We start from the raw sequence: 17,672 nt of genomic DNA, 5'->3' as shown, positions 1-17,672 counted from the left end.
AAAGTCAACCGACCGAAAATGATTATCAAAAAGCGAGGGCCATGAAGAGGGCGGAAACGACTTGGCACCAAGCTTGCCGCTTCGAGTTCGACGGGAAGGATCATTGGTATAAATAATAGCGATCAGAATAATTCATTGGCGCAATCATTTGGACCAGGGCTAGGCTGCACTGGTCCACGAAAGACGAAACGATAGCGCCTGCGCGGGAAAACGATGATGCCACAGCGAAACGATTCGGCCATCTGGTCGGGACTGTTCAGGATATCGACGGAATCGGGCCAGACCCTGCAGGCGCAGATCAGGCAGGCGATTGTTGCCGCCATTCTCGACCGCCAGATCGCCGCCTCGATGCCACTGCCTTCGTGCCGCATCCTGGCCGAGAAGCTGGGCGTGGCGCGCGGCACCGTGGTGCTTGCCTTCCAGCAGCTCGTTGACCAGGGTTTTCTGATCGCGCGCGAGCGGCGCGGCCATTTCGTCAATCCCGAAGTGTTGGCGACGCCGGCCAAGCCGCAACAGAAGACGGCCGACCAGGCCAGCGAAATCGACTGGAAGGCGCGCCGGCAGATCGCCGCCTCCGACATGCCGCGCGGAGCCAAGCTCGATAACTGGATCAAGTCTTCCTATCCGTTTGTCTACGGTCAGTTCGATCCGGCGCTGTTTCCGACCGCCGAATGGCGCGAATGCAACCGCATGGCGCTGGCGGTGCTTGAGATCCGCAACTGGGCGGCCGACATGGTCGATCGCGACGATCCGCTGCTGATCGAGCAGATTCAGGCGCGGCTTTTGCCGAGGCGGGGCATTTTCGCCAATCCCGACGAAATCATCGTAACGCTCGGCGCGCAGAACGCGCTCTATATGCTGGCGACGCTGCTGATGACCAAGGGGTCGATGGTGGCGATGGAAGACCCCGGCTATCCGGATGCGCGCAGCATCTTCCGGCTGGCTGGCGCCGACATCCATCCCACGCCCGTCGACGGGTCCGGTATCGTCACATCCGCCATTCCGGGCAAGCCCGGCTTTGTTTTCGTCACGCCGAGCCATCATTGCCCGACCATGGTGCCGCTCAGCGACGAGCGCCGGCAGAACCTGCTTGCCAGCGCCAGCCGCTACAACCAGATCATCATCGAGGACGGTTATGACAGCCAGTTGCTGGATGAGGCGCCGCAGCAGGCCCTGAAGAGCATCGACCGCACCGGGCGGGTGATCTATGTCGGCTCGCTGTCGAAGACGCTCGCGCCCGGTTTGCGGCTGGGCTACATCGTCGCCTCGGCCGATCTGATCGCTGAACTGAGGGCGCTGCGCCGGTTCATCCTCCGCCATCCGCCGGCCAACAACCAACGCGCTGTCGCCCTGTTTCTGTCGCTCGGCCATCATGAGGCGCTGGTGCGCCGGCTTTCGACTGCATTCGAGGAGCGCCGCAAGCGGCTGGTGCGGGCCATTTCGGCCTTCCTGCCCGAATGGCGGCCGACGGATGCCGCCGGCGGAACCTCGCTCTGGCTCGAAGGACCGCGCGGCACCGATGCCCGCGACCTGGCGGAAACGGCTCGGGCGCGTAGCGTCATCATCGAGCCTGGCGATCGTTTCTTCGACCAGGCCGACAAGCCGTCCCGCTTCATGCGGCTTGGCATCTCGTCGATCGCGCTCCAGCACATAGAGCCCGGCATTCGCGAACTTGCCACGGCCGCCGGTCGCAGGCCCGCGGCCGCCTGAGCCGCGTCTGGCGCCGATCGCGTACGCGCTCGTGAAAGCGGTGATTCTGGTCTATTCGGCTTGCCTTCGTGGCTCATATAAAGGCCACTCCGCCGTCGCATGTTAGTGGCGGATGGTTCGATGATGACCGCTTGGAGCGACATGGCATAATGGCAGCGGAACCGGGTTCTCGCCGCGCCGGAGGGCGGGAAGCGCGCCACGCCATGCGCGCCGCGCCCCTGGCCGAGGATGTGCGCCCGATACGGCCTGGACTTGAAGGCGGCAGATACAAGCCGCTGGACCAGAAAGACCTGGAGCGCATCAACGAAGCCGTGCTGACCTTGCTCGAAACCGTGGGCTTCGCCAATGCGATCCCGAGTTGCGTGGAGGCGTTGACCGGCGTTGGCGCGCAATATGGTGCCGATGGCCGCATCCGCTTCCCGCGCGCTCTGGTGCTGTCGACAATCCGCAATGCCGCACGCCATTTCACGCTGTTCGGTCAGGACCCGAAGCATGACATGAAGATTCAGGGCGCCCGCGTCCATTACGGTACGGCGGGCGCCGCGGTCCATTTTGTCGATGTCGAAAAGCGCGAGTACCGGGAGTCGCAGCTCCAGGACATCTACGATGCCGCCCGCATCGTCGAGGTGCTCGACAACATCCATTTTTTCCAGCGTCCGATGGTGGCGCGCGACATTGCCGATCCGCTCGATCTGGATTTCAACACGCTCTATGCCTGCGTGATGGGCACGTCCAAGCACGTCGGCACCTCCTTCACGGTTCGGGAAAATGTCGCGCCGGCGCTCGAAATGCTTCACGCGATCGCCGGCGGCGAAGCGAATTTCCGCGCCCGGCCGTTCGTTTCCAATTCCAACTGCTTCGTCGTGCCACCGATGAAATTCGCCGAGGATGCCTGCGGCGTGCTCGAGGCCTGTGTGGAGGGCGGCATTCCGATCCTGCTTCTCTCGGCGGGCCAGGCCGGAGCGACGGCGCCCGCGGCCGTCGCTGGCGCGGTGGTGCAGGCCGTGGCCGAGGTGCTGGCCGGGCTTGTCTACGTCAACGCGCTGAAGCCCGGCCATCCCGCGATCTTCGGCGCATGGCCCTTCGTCTCGGATCTGCGCACCGGGGCGATGTCGGGCGGTTCGGCCGAGCAGGCGCTGCTCACGGCGGCCTGCGCGCAGATGGCGCAGTTCTACGACCTGCCCGGGGGCTCCGCCGCCGGCATGGCCGACTCCAAGCTGCCCGACATCCAATCAGGCTACGAGAAGGGCATCACCAATGTCATGGCCGGGCTGGCGGGTCTGAACCTCGTTTATGAATCGGCCGGCATGCACGCTTCGCTGCTCGGTTTTTGCCTGGAAAGCCTGATCATCGACAATGACATGCTGGGCCACTGCCTGCGCTCGGTGCGGGGCATCGAAGTGACGGATGCTTCGCTTTCGCTCGACACGATCTCCGAGGTCTGTCTCAACGGGCCGGGGCATTATCTCGGCCACGAACAAACCCTGCGCCTGATGCAGACCGAATATTTCTATCCCGCAGTTGGCGATCGTTTCAGTCCGAAGGAATGGAACGAGAAAGGCAGACCCGACATGCTGCAGCGCGCGATCGCCGAGAAGAAGAGGCTCCTCGCCGAATCCTTCCCGCGCCACGTATCGAAAAGCATCGACGAGCGTCTGCGGGCTCACTTCGCCAACATTGCGCTGCCGCGCAGTCGGATGGGCGGCTGACCGTTTCAGCCGCCGCTGATGGCGGTCAGCACGAAGATTTCAGCGCCCGGCGAAAGCGGCGTTTTCAGCGCCGCGCGTTCGCCATCGACGAAGACATTGATGTGACGCCTGATCGCCGGACTGGAATCGCAAAGCCGGTCGCGCATTCCCGGCCAGCGGGCATTGAGCTCGTCCATCATTTCGTTGACCGTCGCGGCCGACATTTCCACGCGCCGCGCAGCACCCGGAAAGAGATCCACCAGCACTCCCGGCAGAACCACCGTCACCGGCGTCGATACGATCGGCGGGCCATCGGTCGCGGAGTCGCGATTGCGCGGGCTAGTCATCGACCACCAGCGTTTCCACCGACGTTATGGTCGGCAGATATTGCGCGACGCAGTTCCAGCTCTCGCCCTCGTCCGCGCTGGCGAAAAGAGCGCCGGAACTCGTGCCGAAATAGACGCCGGCCGGTTCCAGCCGGTCGGTGGCCATGGCTTGGCGCAGCACTCCGAAATAGGCGTTTTCCTGTGGCAGGCCCTCGCGCAGCGCCTCCCAGGTTCTGCCGCCGTCGCGCGTGCGCCACACGGCGGCTTTTGCTTCCGGCACGAACCTCCCCGCTGAATCGCCGTTGAGCGGCAGCAGGTAAAGGGTGTCGGCATCGCGCGGATGCGCTGCGGCCGGAAAGCCGAAACTCGAGGGCAGGCCGGCCTCGATGCTCACCCATTCCTTTCCGCCATCGTCGCTGCGATACATGCCGCAATGGTTCTGCTGGTAAAGGCGGCCGGAATCGCCGGACGCCATCACCAGGCAATGCACGCATTGGCCGAACTCGGGATAGTTCTGTCCTTCTGGTAGGAAATCGGCCCGGGTGCCGGTGTTGCGAGGCTGCCAGGTCTCGCCATTGTCGGCGGTGTGGAATACGCCGGCGGCCGAGATGCCAACCCACATCTTGCCTTCGTCCCTCGGATCGAGCACCAACGAATGCAGGATGAGGCCAGCCCCGCCGGGGCTCCAGTCAGGCCGGGAAGGGTGCTTTTGCAAGCCTTCAACATGCTGCCAGGACTGGCCCTTGTCGTCGCTGCGGAACAGGCCGGCAGGCTGGACGCCGGCATAGAGGCTGCCATTGCGCTGCGCCAGGCTCCAGACCGCCTTGATCGGCTCCTCGCCTTCGCGATAGGCCAGGCCCTCGCTCGAATGCGTCCATGTCTTGCCGAGGTCGGTGGATTTCCAGACCGCGGGACCGAACCACTCATTGCCACCGCCCGCATAGATCGTGCCGGTGTCCGGATCGGCAATGACATGGTTCATCGGCCAGGTCTCGCAGTAGGGACCACGAAGCTCCCACTGACCGCGACCAGCCTCGCTTTCGGCGATGAATGCACCCTTGCGGGTACCGACAAGGGCAAGGACTTTCCGTACCATGAACGGCTCCTTTCCCTCGCCGGAGAGCTCGTCGGGCGGCGTCAGCCGCGAGGGTTGACCAATGCCGCGAGATGGGTCTGGACATTCACGTTGATATCAACATTATATGATCATGTCAAAGCGCGCCTCACTTCCTTTCGAACTCACGCTGAAGGTGCGTGACACCTGCCTGTGTCTGCATGTCCAGCGGGCGGCGCGGGCGGTGGCGCGACGCTATGACGAGGCACTGCGGCCACTCGGGCTGACCAACGGGCAGTTTTCGCTGATGATGGCGCTCAACCGTCCCAAGCCGCCCCGTATAGCGGAGGTGGCGGCGCTGCTCGCAATGGATCGAACGACGCTCACCGCCAATCTCAAGCCGCTCGAACGCCGCAATCTTGTGACCGTCACGCCCGACGCAGCCGACAAGCGAAACCGATTGATGGCGCTGACCGCGGAGGGGCGCGCGCTGCTTGCCGCCGCCATGCCGGTTTGGGAAGAGGCGCAGGCCGCGAATGAGAACCTGCTGGTTGCTTCCGATGCCGACGGTCTTCGCGCCGATCTGCTCGCGCTCACCTAAATCAGGGCTGCAGTAACAGGTGCTGACCCTCGGGCCCGCAAGCCTTGACTGTTCACGATTTGAGAAAGGAGCCGCTTCGCTGCCTGAAGGCGCAACCAGGATGTTTGCTTTTCCTGCCAAGGCAACGAAGCCAAAGGGCTTTTCGCTCAGAAGCGTACCCGGCAATTACTTCGCGGCGCTTGCGCCTTGCAGGCGCACCGCATGCCTACAACTGTCGCGCTAAACATTCGGTCATCGAATGTTATTGAGCCGGCCAATTTTTTGCCACCTCACCTTTGTGCCTTGCATCGTTGCGAAAACATGGAAATTGAGCATGGCATATGATGCAGCGACGCGGAGAAACCATGGACCTCTGATCGGGACGGATGCTGCCCTGCCGCCGGTTCGCAATGGTCATCTCAAGGATTATCTATCCGCCGTCCCGGGGCAGCCATGGCTTTGGCTGGTAGCCATCGTTGCGCTCAATTTGCTTCTCGTCGCTGCCATGGTGGTGTTGGATCGGCACTACGGCATCGATTATTGGAACCTCGTCCGCGACACCAATGCCATCGCCGGCCAGCCGGCCTATTTCGGTTTCTATTCCAATCTTGGCATACTGTTATGGGCGGTTGCGGCCTGTTCCGCGCTTTTCGGTTGGCTGAGCCTTCGGCGACTGGGCGTCGCCGACCTGGGATTGCGGCCACTGATGCTCGGTGGACTGTTTGCCGCTATCGCCTGCCTGGACGACCTCTTCATGCTGCACGAAAATGCATATTTGGTCGGGATTCCAGAGAAGGCGGCGATGGCGTTCTATGCGCTCTTTTTGTTCGCATTCGCTGCCTCGACGCTGCCGGTCTTGCACCGGACCAAATGGATTCTGCTCGGCGCTTCGCTCGGCTCGCTGGCGATTTCGACGCTTGTCGACCTGATGGACTTGCAGATCGCCGGCAGTGTGTTGATCGAGGAAGCCTTCAAGCTCTCGGGAATTGCGTTCCTCGCCTCCTATCTGATCACCCTTTCCTTTTCGGCCCTTGCCGACCACTGCGCCGCCTTGCGCGCCTGACCCCGCCCGGACCTAGCGTAGAGTGCCGCCGGTAATTGGCTTATCTGCGTTGATCGATGAAGTGCTGCTTCAGCCGCGCAACCTCGCCGGCGGACCAGTCCTTCACGTCGGTCACCTCGATCCATGCGTCGATATAGTGCTCGGCGGCAAAGACATGGCCGTAGCCGATAGGTGAGGTGGTGGCCATGGCGACGTCGAGCGTCAGCTGGAGGAAGGTGACGACTGGATACCAACGCAGTTCGGGCGAGACGTCCGGGCCGCGCGGCGTCTTCATCCAGTCCGGCTCACGGTACAAGGAGCGTGGGTCGTAGAAGGTGATCGGATCGCTTGCATGTTGCAGGTAGACGACCCTCAGCGGCCCCCAATGCGCGCCGGGAATGTCGAGCGCATTCCTTTGGGCGGTGAAACGGACATAAGAGCCGTCGCGGAACTGCGGCAGCCATTCCGGCGTGCCTGGATTGCGGTCGTTGGTGACCGAACGCCAGATGCGGCTGGCAAAAGGCGGACCGCTCCACAGCGCGCCCTGATAGGGATCGCCAAGCACCTCGAAAAGCTCATTGGACAGTTCCGAGCTTAGCGCGCCGAGACTGAGGCCGTAGAGATAGAGCTTCGGGCGCTTGTCCTCGGGCAACGTGTGCCAGTAACCGTAGATTTCGGTGAACAGCGCGCGTGCCTGCTCGGCGCCGTAGCCGGGCTCGACCAGCAGCGACATCCAGCTGGCGAGGTAGGAATATTGGGTGGCGACGCTGGCGATGTCGCCATGGTGCAGATATTCGACCGGGTCGATGCCTTGCTCGTCGACCCAGCCGGTGCCCGTGGGCGTGATGATGACCAGCGTGGAGCGCTCGAAACCGCCGGCGCGCTTGAGTTCGGCGAGGGCGAGGCGGGCGCGCTCCTGCGGCGTCTCGGCCGACTGCAGCCCGACATAGACACGGATAGGCTCAAGCGCGGGCTTGCCGGTGAAGCCTGCGATGTCGGCTTCAGTGGGGGCCGTTGCGATATAGGAGCGGCCCATGCGGCCAAGATCCTGCCAGCCCACCAGAGAAGCGGGGCCGCCGGTCTTCCTCGCGTCGCTCGGCTGCTGGGTCTCTGGCGGCATCAGCGTGTCGAGGCGTCGGAAGGAAGCGTCGGCCGCGCGCAGCGCGTAGCGGAAGATGATGCCGTCGGCGGCGGACCAGAACAGCAGGACTGCGACCGTGGTGCCGATGACATAGGAGACGCGCTTGGGGATATAGCGGCTGAGCCGCTCGGACACAAAGTAAAGCGTCACTTTGAACAGGCGGGCAAGCGTTACAAGGAACACGAAGGTGACGAGCGCGATGGCACCGACTTCGAGCGGATGGGCGCTATCGACGGGGTCCATGCCCATGACCGAGCGGATTGAATTCTGCCACTCGGCAGCCCGCCACAGAAAGGCGAGCCCGATGATGCCGCATACGCAAGCTGCGATCACTTTGGTTACGCGGAGCACGCGCGACTGCGGTTCGGGCAATTCGAGATAGTGCCAGAGCCAGCGCAGGAAGAAACCGACACCGTAGCCGGCTGCCGCCGAGCAGCCCGACAGCACGCCTTGCGTGAGATAGTTGCGCGGGATCAGAGTCGGTGTCAGCGAGGCCGCAAAGAACAGAGTGCCGATCAAAAGGCCGGTCGTCGAGAACGAATACCAATATCTCACGACCCAACTGCGCATGGAAACTGGCCCCGAATATCTGATTGGAGCAGGTTGCAGCACGCAGCCTGCAGACGCAAGCCGACCGCATTTCTTCGCGCTGTGCATGACGCGGAAGCCGGGAAAACGATCCCGATGTCCGCCCTTGGCCTTCTACCCGCCAACACGTTGTAGTCGCCGCCCAACCGTAGCGCCGACATTGAGCACGCGCCAACCTTCCAACTGGCTCCATTCCCAGTGCGGCTGACGTCCATCAGCATCGGCTCCGCAAACCTCCGCTTGCATTCGCTCGCCGGCATGCCAAGCTTGCAGCGGAGAAAACGGGAGGAGGACATGCAGCAGTTCAGACCAGGACAACTTTCGCTCGCCATCACCCTGACGTGCGCCACGGTGCTCATGCCCGACGCGTTCGCCGCTTCGCCTGCCCCGGCGGAAGGCGAGAACGGCATGGTGGTGACGGCCCAGCATCTGGCCTCGCAGGTCGGCATCGATGTGTTGAAGAGCGGTGGCAATGCCGTGGATGCCGCCGTCGCGGTCGGCTACACGCTGGCGGTCGTCTATCCGACCGCCGGCAATCTGGGCGGCGGCGGTTTCATGACCATCCGCCTCAAGGACGGCACGACGACGTTCCTCGATTTCCGGGAGCGGGCGCCGCTTGCTGCCACCAAAACCATGTATCTCGACAAGGACGGCAACCCGGTCCCTGGCGCAAGCACTGATGGCTATCTTGCCGTGGGCGTTCCGGGCTCCGTCGCCGGCTTCGAAATGGCACGCGAGAAGTACGGCACCAAGGAACGCGAAGAGTTGCTGGCGCCGGCGATCAGGCTGGCGACGGAAGGCTTCGTGCTGGAGCCGGGCGACATCGCCTCATTTGCCGAGGGCAACGACATGCTGGCGCAGGACCCGGCGGCGGCGAAGATCTTCCTGAAGGAGGGCAAGCCGCTCGCACTCGGCGCGACCCTTGTGCAGGCCGACCTCGCCAAGTCATTGACGGCGATTTCGCAACGGGGGCCGGATGCGTTCTACAAGGGCAAAATCGCCGACCTGATCGTTAAGGCCAGCAAGGCCAATGGCGGCATTCTGGCAAAGGAAGACTTTGAGCAATACAAGGTTCGCGAGCTTAAGCCGGTAGAGTGCAGCTACCGCGGTTACGACATCGTCTCATCGCCGCCGCCCTCATCCGGTGGGCTGGTCATTTGCGAGATCCTCAATGTACTGGAAGGCTATCCGATCTCCTATCTCGGCTATGGCTCGGCCGAGACCACGCGGCTGATGGTGGAAGCCATGCGGCATGCCTTCGTGGATCGCAACACGGCGCTCGGAGATCCGGAGTTCGTCGACAACCCGGTCGAGAAGCTTACCAGCGACGCCTATGCCGCGGAAATCCGCGCCCGCATCGATCCGTACAGGGCAGGCGTGAGCGAGGAGCTGAAGCCGAGTGGATTCGGCGAATCGACGGAAACGACCCACTATTCGATCATCGACAAGGACGGCAACGCGGTGGCCGTCACCTACACGCTGAACGGCTCCTTCGGCACCGGCAAGGTGGCTGAAGGCACCGGCATACTGCTCAACAACGAGATGGACGATTTCACCATCAAACCCGGCGTGCCGAATCTCTACGGCCTGGTGCAGGGTGAAGCCAACGCCATCGAGCCGCGCAAGTCGCCGCTGTCGTCGATGAGCCCGACCATCGTCTCGCGGGAGGGCAAGCCGTTCATGGTGATCGGCAGCCCCGGCGGCTCGCGCATCATCACCATCACGCTTTCGGCGATCATGAATGTGGTCGACCACGGCATGGACCTGCAGGAGGCGATCGACGCGCCGCGCGTCCATCATCAATGGCTGCCGGACAAGGTGTTCATGGAGCCTTATGCGCTGTCTCCCGATACGCTGAGGCTGCTCACCGGCATGGGCTATGATGTCGGCATCGATCCGGACTGGACGATATGGGGCGAGGCGGCGGGCATCATCGTCGGGGGCAAGAACCTGAAGGAGATCGAGGCAGGTGACGGCGCGCGCTACTATGGCGCTATCGACAGCCGGGCAACAGCCGGCGCGGCAATCGGGTATTGAGTGTCGGGTGCTGGACAAAGGAAATGGCCGCAAATGTCGGCCATTTCGGCACTACATGAAGGTTGACGACAGGTTCGACACGCTCAGACGTTTCAAACGCCTCGCGCTACGCTGCGGCGTTTCATTGCCCTGAGTTCAATGCGCGTTCGGAGGTCTCTATCCGACACGCCCGTCTGGCTCTTCTGGATAAAATGCACGCTATGCGTTGAACTAGCGCGAGGGAGGAAGACTGACTTCCATTAACTGCTTGAAATCGTTGGTGCCGCTTGCGCGCATCCTATTGTAATTGCAGGATAATTCGTCGCATGTCAACGCCTATCAAAGCGCTTGATTGCACTTGCCATTCCCGTTTCGTTCTGTATCACATTTTATCACCGAATTTCACCCTAGCGCGGAAGTAGAAGGGGACATTTCGGGGGACGTGAAAACGTGGGGTGGAGCGGCCATGGGAGTGATGAACAGACTGACTGTGAAGGGTGTTGCATCGCTTCCGGAAGGTAAACATGCCGATGGCGGCGGCCTATGGCTCTATAAGCGTGAAAATGGTGCACAATGGGTGCTCAGATTCACGATCCACGGCCGACGTCGTGAGATGGGTTTAGGCTCTGCAACCCATGTATCTCTTAAGGAAGCGCGCGAGACGGCTAGCGAGTGCCGAAAGGTGGTTCGTGCGGGGATAGACCCTATCAAACAGCGCGAGCGCAAGCGTCGAGAAGCCGCTCGTAATATCCATTTGCTGAAGGATATCGCCGAAGATGCATTCGAGGCGCGCAAAGCCGAGTTGAAAGGCGACGGCAAGGCCGGCCGCTGGTTCACGCCGATCGAACTTCATATCCTGCCGAAGCTCGGCAAGGTGCCTGTAGCAGATTTGGACCAGAAGGACATTCGCGACACGCTAGCGCCAATTTGGCACACGAAGGCTGAGACGGCGAGGAAGGCGCTAAACCGGCTTGCGATCGTCATGCGCCACGCCGCGGCGCTCGGCCTAGACGTTGATCTGCAGGCAACGGACAAGGCCCGTGCTCTTCTGGGTAAATCGCGACACAAGCCCGCGAACATACCCGCCATGCCATGGAAGGACGTTCCGGCCTTCTACCAATCCTTGAGCGACGGCACGGTCACACATCTTGCCTTGCGGCTCCTGATACTCACTGGCGTTCGTTCCGGGCCGCTGCGACATATCCATGAAGACCAGATCGACGGCGATGTTTGGACCATTCCGGCCGCAATGATGAAGGGCAGGAGGGACGCAACAGTCGATTTCCGGGTGCCGCTATCGACCGAAGCCGTGGCAGTAATCGAGCAAGCCCGACGCCATGCCCGTAGCGGCCACCTATTCCCAAGCATCCGCAAGGGGGTCATCTCGGACATGACCATGGGCATGTTCATGCAACGGGCAAAGATGGAGTACCGGCCGCACGGCTTCCGTTCATCGCTACGCGACTGGATCGCCGACACCACAGACACGCCACATGAGGTGGCGGAAACCGTGCTGGGGCATATTGTCGGCGGCGCCGTCGAGCGGGCCTATCGCAGAACGGACTACCTAGAGCAGAGACGGGCCGTCATGAAGAAATGGGGGGCATACGTGGCCGGCAAAAAATAAAATATGTGAAGCGACGCCCAGCGTCGCGGGTTGCCGGGCCTGTGAGTGGGAAAGGTTGTCGGGTTGCTAACCTGGCGTAATTCCTAGGGGTCGCCGGGCACAGCAGGAGATTCATGCGGCCACGCCGGCGTTGCATTTCTCTTTTCGAATTCTACGACATCCTGGGCTCTGATCCGAAGAAGTTTGCCCCCGAGTTGAAACGAGTTAAGTTCGCCCCTGTTGATGAGGTTTCGTACGTGACGCTCGGAACAGAGCCACAAATCGGCAACCATTTTCGGGGTTAAGACTCGTGGCAGCTTCCGTTCTTCAGTCATCGATCAGCCTCGGGGGACGCTATGAATTGAGAGTTTCATCATCGATGGTCATTTCCAATGACAGGGAATGAATGTCCGCTTTTCGATTGATATCTGAACTCACTTCCAAAACCATAAACTTCAACCGGTCTGCGACAGTCAAAAGAGGGGCGAGCGCGCTGGCGGGGATGCCAATGAGCGGCTCCCACTGCTTTCTCGAACGGCCAAGATGACCGATACGGCCTCGTGACGGCCCTTCGATGGGATCGACCTCATCCGGAATAAGGATCAGTTCCACTCGCCGGAGCTTGAATCTGGTTGGACGGATCAAATTGCCTATAAACTTGAGATGGCGAAATTCCTGGCGAAACCACTCTCCGCGCCTTCCAGGATAGTGTTGGGTAACCCCGAGCGAATAGCTCCAATCCCATTTTTCGATCTCAACGACCAATCTCGTGAGTTCTGGTGATTTCATTTTCGGGCTTGTTGGCCGATTAGAGGCGAGCGTTGATCCAATCGCATACGTTCTTGCTGAGCCAGCCTTGATGCTGCCCCGAGACGAGTTTCGTCACGATCAATCGATCGTTCGTGTCCATGCGGATTCGAATATCGGCATCGAGCGCGTCTGCAGATGCCGCGGAACTGATAAACCACACCGAGTCCAGTCCGGAGTCTTTGATGTGTTCGTAATGGGAAAGGTAACTGATGAGGTTTTGCCGTGCCTGACTGTAATTAGCCCTCTGCTTATTCAGATCCCAAGTTACCAAGTAGACTGATATATTATTCTCCCAAGCCCGCGAACAACATGGAGGGAGTCGATCAAAATGTCGAATCTGGGCTGGCTATTTTCGCTCTTCTGATGAAAGAGCCTGCCAAGCCTCCAGACCGGACTCGGTCAGTATGTAGCTATCAATCCTGTCTGGGAACTTCGCGTGATTCCGGGTCTCTAAGAATCCCCGTGCTTTCAATCGGTCTTCAGTGTCACCGCCGCAACCCTTGATTTTCGTCCAGTGAACGGGAACACCGACGCCGTGGACGGCCAGCTGAGCTAGGGAATTGCGCTCTCGTTTCCCGAGCGGCGTTCCTGGAATCGATGCTTTCCATTGGTCCTCAGCCTGCTGGTAAAGCCTGGAGTAGTCTGAGCCATCCATCGTCAATGGGTCGTACCCAATCTGATCGTAATGCTTCTGAATCGGATCGTCTTTAGACCTCGGCAGCGGCAGCGCGTCCGCTGCACGGCTGTCCCGCTCTAAGATCATCCCATCGACCAGCTCATTGTCTAGATGATCGCTCACGCCTTCCGTAGGCCATTCATTCAAATACGCTTCGAGCTCCGATACGAGCCACAGCTTTCGCGAGTGCCATTTGCGCTGACGTGACCCCCTGAATTTCCTCCAGGAATGGCTAGAGTCCGCCCAAGGAAAGGGACGGACGGATGAGGCGATCAAGGTTCACTGAAGAGCAGATCATCGGGGTCCTGCGCGAGCAGGAGGCGGGCACGCCGACGGCTGAGGTGTGCCGCAAGCACGGCATCAGCGGAGCAACTTTCTACAAGTGGAAGGCCAAGTTCGGCGGCATGGAGGTGTCTGAGGCCAGGCGGCTGAAGACGCTGGAAGACGAGAACACTCGGCTCAAGCGGATGCTGGCCGAAGCCATGCTCGACAATGCGGCGCTGAAGGATCTGCTTGGAAAAAAATGGTAGCGCCCGCCGTCAAGCGAGAAGCTGTCGCGCATCTCATGACAGGGCACGGGATGAGCGAGCGGCGGGCGTGCCGAGTGGTCGGGGCAGACCGGACGAGCGTGCGCTATGAGGCGACGCGCGGCAGCGATCTGGAGCTTCGTGAACGGCTGAAGGCTTTGGCAGAGCTGCGCCGGCGCTTTGGCTACAGGCGTTTGCACGTGCTGTTGCGGCGTGAGGGGCATGTCGTGAACAGGAAACGGGTGGAGCGGATCTACCGTGAGGAGAAGCTGAGCGTGCGCCGGCGTGGGGGTCGCAAGCGGGCGATCGGAACCAGGCGGCCAGCCGATCTGCCGCTCCTGCCCAACCAGCGCTGGAGCCTCGACTTCGTGTCGGATCAACTCACCGATGGGCGCCGCTTTCGCATCCTGACCGTGGTGGACGACTGCACGCGCGAGTGCCTGGCGCTGGTGGCGGACACCTCGCTGTCGGGCCTGCGGGTCGCCCGTGAGCTGGACAGCCTCGTGCAGGCTCGCGGCAAGCCCGTCGGGATCGTCAGCGACAATGGAACGGAGCTGACTTCAAACGCCATCCTGAGCTGGGCGGATCAGGCCGGCGTTGGTTGGCACTACATCGCACCGGGAAAGCCGCAGCAGAACGGCTTTGTGGAGAGCTTCAACGGGCGGCTCAGAGACGAGCTGCTGAATGAGGTGCTGTTCCGCTCGCTGCCGCACGCTCGTGCTGTGCTCGAGGCCTGGCGTCGCGACTACAATGAGGAGCGGCCGCACTCCAGGCTCGGCTGGATGACGCCTAAGGCCTATGCCGGCGCCTTCTGCGGCCATACCGGCCAGCACACTGCGCAAGAGAACGGCTCCGTGTGCCGACCTCTTGTCAACCACAACAACAAAGGTTCAGATCAACCCAGGACTCTCGTCATGGCTGGATGAGAAATGGGGGTCACGTCAGCGCGGCCCCGGCAGAGCACCTTCTGCAATCATTCGATCGACCGAATTCACGCTGACACCAATAGCGAGAGCTACTTCCGTTCTGCTCAGAGCGAGGCGGAGGACTGGTCGTTTGTCAGCACGCGTGGCGGTCATCGAACACTCAACAATAGCTCGGCGCGTTCGATAGGCAGGTCGAAACAGCGCCGGAACGAAATGGAGGCGTTTGGAGAGATTGCATCAGGACGAGAGTTAGGAGACCCGAGCTAAAAGGGTGTCGAGAACATTTTCAGGTGCAAGGTCTTTCAATGTCTCTCTGAGTTTTGCAATTGAGCTCGGCGGGAGCAGGAAAGCCGGATTCATCTTGCTTCGAAGTTCATTTAGCCGTTTTTCGTCATCCGGCGTGGCGGAGGCCGCGGTCATAAAGCGATTATAGTCTCTTATATCTTCTTCGTTAAAATTCTCGAAGGCAGCGCTTACATAACAACCTTCCTTTGTGAGATAGTTATGTACAATAATGTTACATAACATATCTTCTTCATCAAATACTAAAACAACAAAATAGTTATGTTCTTCTGACATTTTGTCGGTAATTCTCGGAACAGATTCACCTGATCTAAACCGCATCCAAGAATCCCAATCTAGAGGATGCCAACACTCTGAATGCCACTGTAGAACAAACATTTTCAAATCGGAAAAAGGGGTTACCAAGCGCGGAGAGGGGTAAGCCTCTTCGAGAGTGGCAATTACCTCCCCCTCCACGCTCCGATGATTGTGCTTGGCGGCCTTTTTGATGCGGTCAAGCAAATCGGCGGGCACGGTAAGGACCGGTTTTAGTTGATGATTCTCGTCAAAGAAGCGAGATTTAATTACGTCAAACTGCTCTTCGATTTTGCTCAGTCTCGAAACTTCAGCACTCAGCTGTTCGTTCTTCAGGATCGAGCCGTAAAGACGCTCGTCCATCTCCTGAAACTCTGCAAGGCGAGCAATGATTTCGGCGTTGAGCGACCGATTGTGCTCGGCCGCCAACTCCTTGAGTTCATCGCGCATTCCGTCCGGAAAGCGGACAATGTACTGATCAAGTTTTCGGCTTTTTGAGTCCTGCGCCATCACGGCAATCCTTCATTTCCCGCAGCGTATCGCACTAGGCGATAAAAGTCCTTGACGCAATTATCGCATTAGGCGATATGGTTAATCCTATCGCACTAGGCGATGATTCGAAGAGTGGAGATCAATGGCTCGAAACGACCCTCAGGTTGCTGTGCGCCTGCCGCCTGATGTGAAAGCCTTCATTAAGGCCGAAGCTCGGGAGAACGCCAGTTCTCAAAACAGTGAGATCGTCCGCGCCATTCGCGCGGCCATGAAAGCAAAAGGCCCGGTCGAGGTTGCCGCCTCGCCGAGCCATGTCACCCGCCAACCCGCGTAAGGATGGAAAAGATGATGCCTGAACATAGCATTACCGCGCCAAAAATCAACCTGGACGACGCCCAGTCGACCGCTTCCGCTTTGCGTGAAATCAGCCGCCGCCGCTTTCTCCTCAACACTGCGATGGCCGGCGCGGCAGTCGCGGTCGCCGCTCCAGCGGTTGCGGCCGAACCAGAAATGACGCCCCGCGAGAAAGTAATTTGGCATGTTCAAGAGCTTGTCCGCCTAGCGCGGGCAGGTGGTGCGGGCTCAGTGACGATCCTTGTGTGCGGGCACGGATACGGCGGTGGAGAGGGGATAGAAAACTGCAAATCCGTCTACTTCGATGCTACCCGCGAGCAGCTGAAAATCGATAACGGCATGTTCGCCGCGGAAGGCGGTGACGCATGAGCCGCTTCATTCCCCAAACAGACATGAGTGCCGACCAACTGATGGATTGCAGCTATCAGGCCCAGGCTCTCATCCACTTATGTCAATTCGTGGCCGAGCGTATTTCCTCCGGTGATGAAGCGGCACGCCTTGGTGGGGAGATTGAGCAGGCACTGGCGCTGGCCGGCGAGTTTGCCGGCATCATGCACGATGCGCTTGAACGTCAGGAAGGGCTGAAAGGTGGCGCCAAATGAGTTCCGCCATCAAGCACCCCCTCGGCTTCAAGACCGACGGCTTGTCGATCTGTCAACTCTATGCCCTCAATGACGCGTTCCGTACCGTCTTTGATGTTCTTTCTGGGCTTCAGGAGCAGCCACGCTTTACCACGGAGCACGGCGAGGTTGATGAAACCTACAACAAGGCTGGGATAGTTCTCGATGATTTCTGCGATGCGCTCGCTGGCGAGATCGCAGCCATAGAGAAGATCGTAGAGACCAAGCCAGCGCTCACACCCGCAGATTACGACCGAAAGTTCTATTTGCTTGCGCAAGGATACCTGGGCGGCACTGAGCGACCCGAAGGGGTCATCGGTGAACTCTCGCGAATCGCCTCCAGCATGGGGGATCGCCCATGAACGCCATCGATCCCCTCCTGAAAGCCCGTGAGGTTGCTGATTTCATGCAGATCAGCATTCCCACACTCTACCGCCGCATCGCGGATGGCACCCTGCCCAAGCCGGTCAAGCTCGGCAGCCTGTCACGCTGGTCGCAGTCTGAAATCCTAGATGCCGTGGATGCTGCTAGGAAGAGGGGGGCCGCAGCATGAGCGCCCCCAACCAGTACGACACGGAGGCTTTTGCGGCGTTTGAAGAATGGCGCGCAGCCAAGATCAAATCCGATCAGACCATGACCTTTGCCGACGCGCGAGCGACGGCGCTGGCATGGGTGAACTTCCAGAACCTCTATCTCGGCGGCACTGAGAAGTGGCCGGTCAGAAACCAGCGGCTGCCGTCTGCAAGCATCGTGCCGTTCCCGTCCGGGCATCTCGGAGGCGCGACCTGATGGCACGGATCAGATCGAACCACCCAGGCCAGTGGTCTGACGAAGATTTCGTCTGCATGTCATATCCCGCACGCCTGCTCGCGCTCGGCCTGCGCAATCTCGCCGACGATCACGGTGTTTTCGAATGGAA

Annotated in this window: 20 protein-coding genes; 13 read left to right on the top strand and 7 right to left on the bottom strand. The window is 60.4% G+C overall.

The window, feature by feature from the left end; all coding sequences use genetic code 11:
* Positions 1-216 precede the first annotated feature (216 nt).
* On the top strand, positions 217-1,710 hold the full coding sequence (gene pdxR / locus ACLKMW_RS05640) for a MocR-like pyridoxine biosynthesis transcription factor PdxR (protein WP_415723611.1): 1,494 nt from the start codon (positions 217-219) through the stop codon (positions 1,708-1,710).
* 149 nt (positions 1,711-1,859) lie between these two features.
* Positions 1,860-3,419: a trimethylamine methyltransferase family protein gene (locus tag ACLKMW_RS05635; RefSeq protein ID WP_415723412.1), complete on the top strand. Its 1,560-nt coding sequence runs from the start codon at positions 1,860-1,862 to the stop codon at positions 3,417-3,419.
* A gap of 5 nt (positions 3,420-3,424) precedes the next feature.
* Here the strand turns inward: ACLKMW_RS05635 and ACLKMW_RS05630 are convergent, their stop codons facing one another.
* Both ACLKMW_RS05630 and ACLKMW_RS05625 read right to left on the bottom strand, forming a co-directional pair.
* Positions 3,425-3,745: a MoaD/ThiS family protein gene (locus tag ACLKMW_RS05630; protein WP_415723411.1), complete on the bottom strand. Its 321-nt coding sequence runs from the start codon at positions 3,743-3,745 to the stop codon at positions 3,425-3,427.
* Positions 3,738-4,820, bottom strand: a complete 1,083-nt coding sequence (locus ACLKMW_RS05625) for a WD40/YVTN/BNR-like repeat-containing protein (RefSeq protein ID WP_415723410.1) — start codon at positions 4,818-4,820, stop codon at positions 3,738-3,740. The genes ACLKMW_RS05630 and ACLKMW_RS05625 overlap by 8 nt, the downstream gene beginning before the upstream one ends.
* Before the next feature lie 112 nt (positions 4,821-4,932).
* Here ACLKMW_RS05625 and ACLKMW_RS05620 point away from each other — a divergent pair, with 112 nt between their 5' ends.
* Both ACLKMW_RS05620 and ACLKMW_RS05615 read left to right on the top strand, forming a co-directional pair.
* Entirely contained in the window at positions 4,933-5,379 is a 447-nt protein-coding gene (locus tag ACLKMW_RS05620) for a MarR family winged helix-turn-helix transcriptional regulator (protein WP_415723610.1), read from the top strand.
* 313 nt (positions 5,380-5,692) lie between these two features.
* Positions 5,693-6,421 carry a hypothetical protein gene (locus tag ACLKMW_RS05615; protein WP_415723409.1) on the top strand — a complete coding sequence of 243 codons (729 nt, stop codon included), beginning with the start codon at positions 5,693-5,695 and terminating at the stop codon, positions 6,419-6,421.
* Positions 6,422-6,461: 40 nt separating this feature from the next.
* Here ACLKMW_RS05615 and ACLKMW_RS05610 read toward each other — a convergent pair whose 3' ends face one another.
* Complete coding sequence (locus ACLKMW_RS05610; RefSeq protein ID WP_415723408.1) at positions 6,462-8,111, bottom strand: alpha/beta hydrolase; 1,650 nt, start codon at positions 8,109-8,111, stop codon at positions 6,462-6,464.
* A gap of 375 nt (positions 8,112-8,486) precedes the next feature.
* Between ACLKMW_RS05610 and ggt the strand changes: the two genes are divergently transcribed.
* The gene (gene ggt / locus ACLKMW_RS05605) at positions 8,487-10,166 is read left to right on the top strand and encodes a gamma-glutamyltransferase (protein WP_415723609.1); all 1,680 of its coding nucleotides are present in this window, start codon (positions 8,487-8,489) and stop codon (positions 10,164-10,166) included.
* A 445-nt stretch (positions 10,167-10,611) separates the two neighbouring features.
* Entirely contained in the window at positions 10,612-11,772 is a 1,161-nt protein-coding gene (locus ACLKMW_RS05600) for a tyrosine-type recombinase/integrase (RefSeq protein WP_415723608.1), read from the top strand.
* Positions 11,773-11,855: 83 nt separating this feature from the next.
* Here the strand turns inward: ACLKMW_RS05600 and ACLKMW_RS05595 are convergent, their stop codons facing one another.
* The 3 genes from ACLKMW_RS05595 to ACLKMW_RS05585 all read right to left on the bottom strand — a co-directional run bounded on the left by ACLKMW_RS05595 (position 11,856) and on the right by ACLKMW_RS05585 (position 13,360).
* Positions 11,856-12,086, bottom strand: coding sequence for a helix-turn-helix domain-containing protein (locus ACLKMW_RS05595; RefSeq protein ID WP_415723407.1), 231 nt, complete (start codon positions 12,084-12,086; stop codon positions 11,856-11,858).
* 19 nt (positions 12,087-12,105) lie between these two features.
* Positions 12,106-12,540, bottom strand: coding sequence for a hypothetical protein (locus ACLKMW_RS05590; RefSeq protein WP_415723406.1), 435 nt, complete (start codon positions 12,538-12,540; stop codon positions 12,106-12,108).
* A 367-nt stretch (positions 12,541-12,907) separates the two neighbouring features.
* A complete protein-coding gene (locus ACLKMW_RS05585) occupies positions 12,908-13,360 on the bottom strand; it encodes a hypothetical protein (RefSeq protein ID WP_415723405.1) in 453 nt (150 codons plus the stop codon).
* Between the two features lie 140 nt (positions 13,361-13,500).
* On the opposite strand from ACLKMW_RS05585, the gene ACLKMW_RS05580 reads away from it, so the two are divergent.
* Positions 13,501-14,690 (top strand): IS3 family transposase gene (locus ACLKMW_RS05580; protein ID WP_415723404.1). Its coding sequence is split into 2 segments (ribosomal slippage): positions 13,501-13,753 and positions 13,753-14,690, totalling 1,191 coding nucleotides; the frame shifts between segments, so codons are not numbered across the junction.
* 249 nt (positions 14,691-14,939) lie between these two features.
* Here ACLKMW_RS05580 and ACLKMW_RS05575 read toward each other — a convergent pair.
* Positions 14,940-15,797 carry an Arc family DNA-binding protein gene (locus ACLKMW_RS05575; protein ID WP_415723403.1) on the bottom strand — a complete coding sequence of 286 codons (858 nt, stop codon included), beginning with the start codon at positions 15,795-15,797 and terminating at the stop codon, positions 14,940-14,942.
* Positions 15,798-15,921: 124 nt separating this feature from the next.
* Here ACLKMW_RS05575 and ACLKMW_RS05570 point away from each other — a divergent pair, with 124 nt between their 5' ends.
* From ACLKMW_RS05570 to ACLKMW_RS05545, 6 genes are read left to right on the top strand one after another with little or no spacing between them, the layout of a single operon-like run.
* Positions 15,922-16,113, top strand: a complete 192-nt coding sequence (locus tag ACLKMW_RS05570; protein WP_415723402.1) for an Arc family DNA-binding protein — start codon at positions 15,922-15,924, stop codon at positions 16,111-16,113.
* A gap of 11 nt (positions 16,114-16,124) precedes the next feature.
* A complete protein-coding gene (locus ACLKMW_RS05565; RefSeq protein WP_415723401.1) occupies positions 16,125-16,502 on the top strand; it encodes a hypothetical protein in 378 nt (125 codons plus the stop codon).
* Positions 16,499-16,735: a hypothetical protein gene (locus tag ACLKMW_RS05560; RefSeq protein WP_415723400.1), complete on the top strand. Its 237-nt coding sequence runs from the start codon at positions 16,499-16,501 to the stop codon at positions 16,733-16,735. Before ACLKMW_RS05565 ends, ACLKMW_RS05560 begins: the two co-directional genes overlap by 4 nt.
* Positions 16,732-17,115, top strand: a complete 384-nt coding sequence (locus tag ACLKMW_RS05555) for a hypothetical protein (protein WP_415723399.1) — start codon at positions 16,732-16,734, stop codon at positions 17,113-17,115. Before ACLKMW_RS05560 ends, ACLKMW_RS05555 begins: the two co-directional genes overlap by 4 nt.
* Positions 17,112-17,306 carry a helix-turn-helix transcriptional regulator gene (locus ACLKMW_RS05550; RefSeq protein ID WP_415723398.1) on the top strand — a complete coding sequence of 65 codons (195 nt, stop codon included), beginning with the start codon at positions 17,112-17,114 and terminating at the stop codon, positions 17,304-17,306. The genes ACLKMW_RS05555 and ACLKMW_RS05550 overlap by 4 nt, the downstream gene beginning before the upstream one ends.
* The gene (locus tag ACLKMW_RS05545; RefSeq protein WP_415723397.1) at positions 17,303-17,542 is read left to right on the top strand and encodes a hypothetical protein; all 240 of its coding nucleotides are present in this window, start codon (positions 17,303-17,305) and stop codon (positions 17,540-17,542) included. The genes ACLKMW_RS05550 and ACLKMW_RS05545 overlap by 4 nt, the downstream gene beginning before the upstream one ends.
* Positions 17,543-17,672 lie beyond the last annotated feature (130 nt).

This window comes from Borborobacter xinjiangensis (genome assembly GCF_047739745.1).
In the GTDB taxonomy this organism is placed as follows: domain Bacteria; phylum Pseudomonadota; class Alphaproteobacteria; order Rhizobiales; family Rhizobiaceae; genus Pseudaminobacter.
This window is presented reverse-complemented; position numbering and strand designations above follow the sequence as displayed.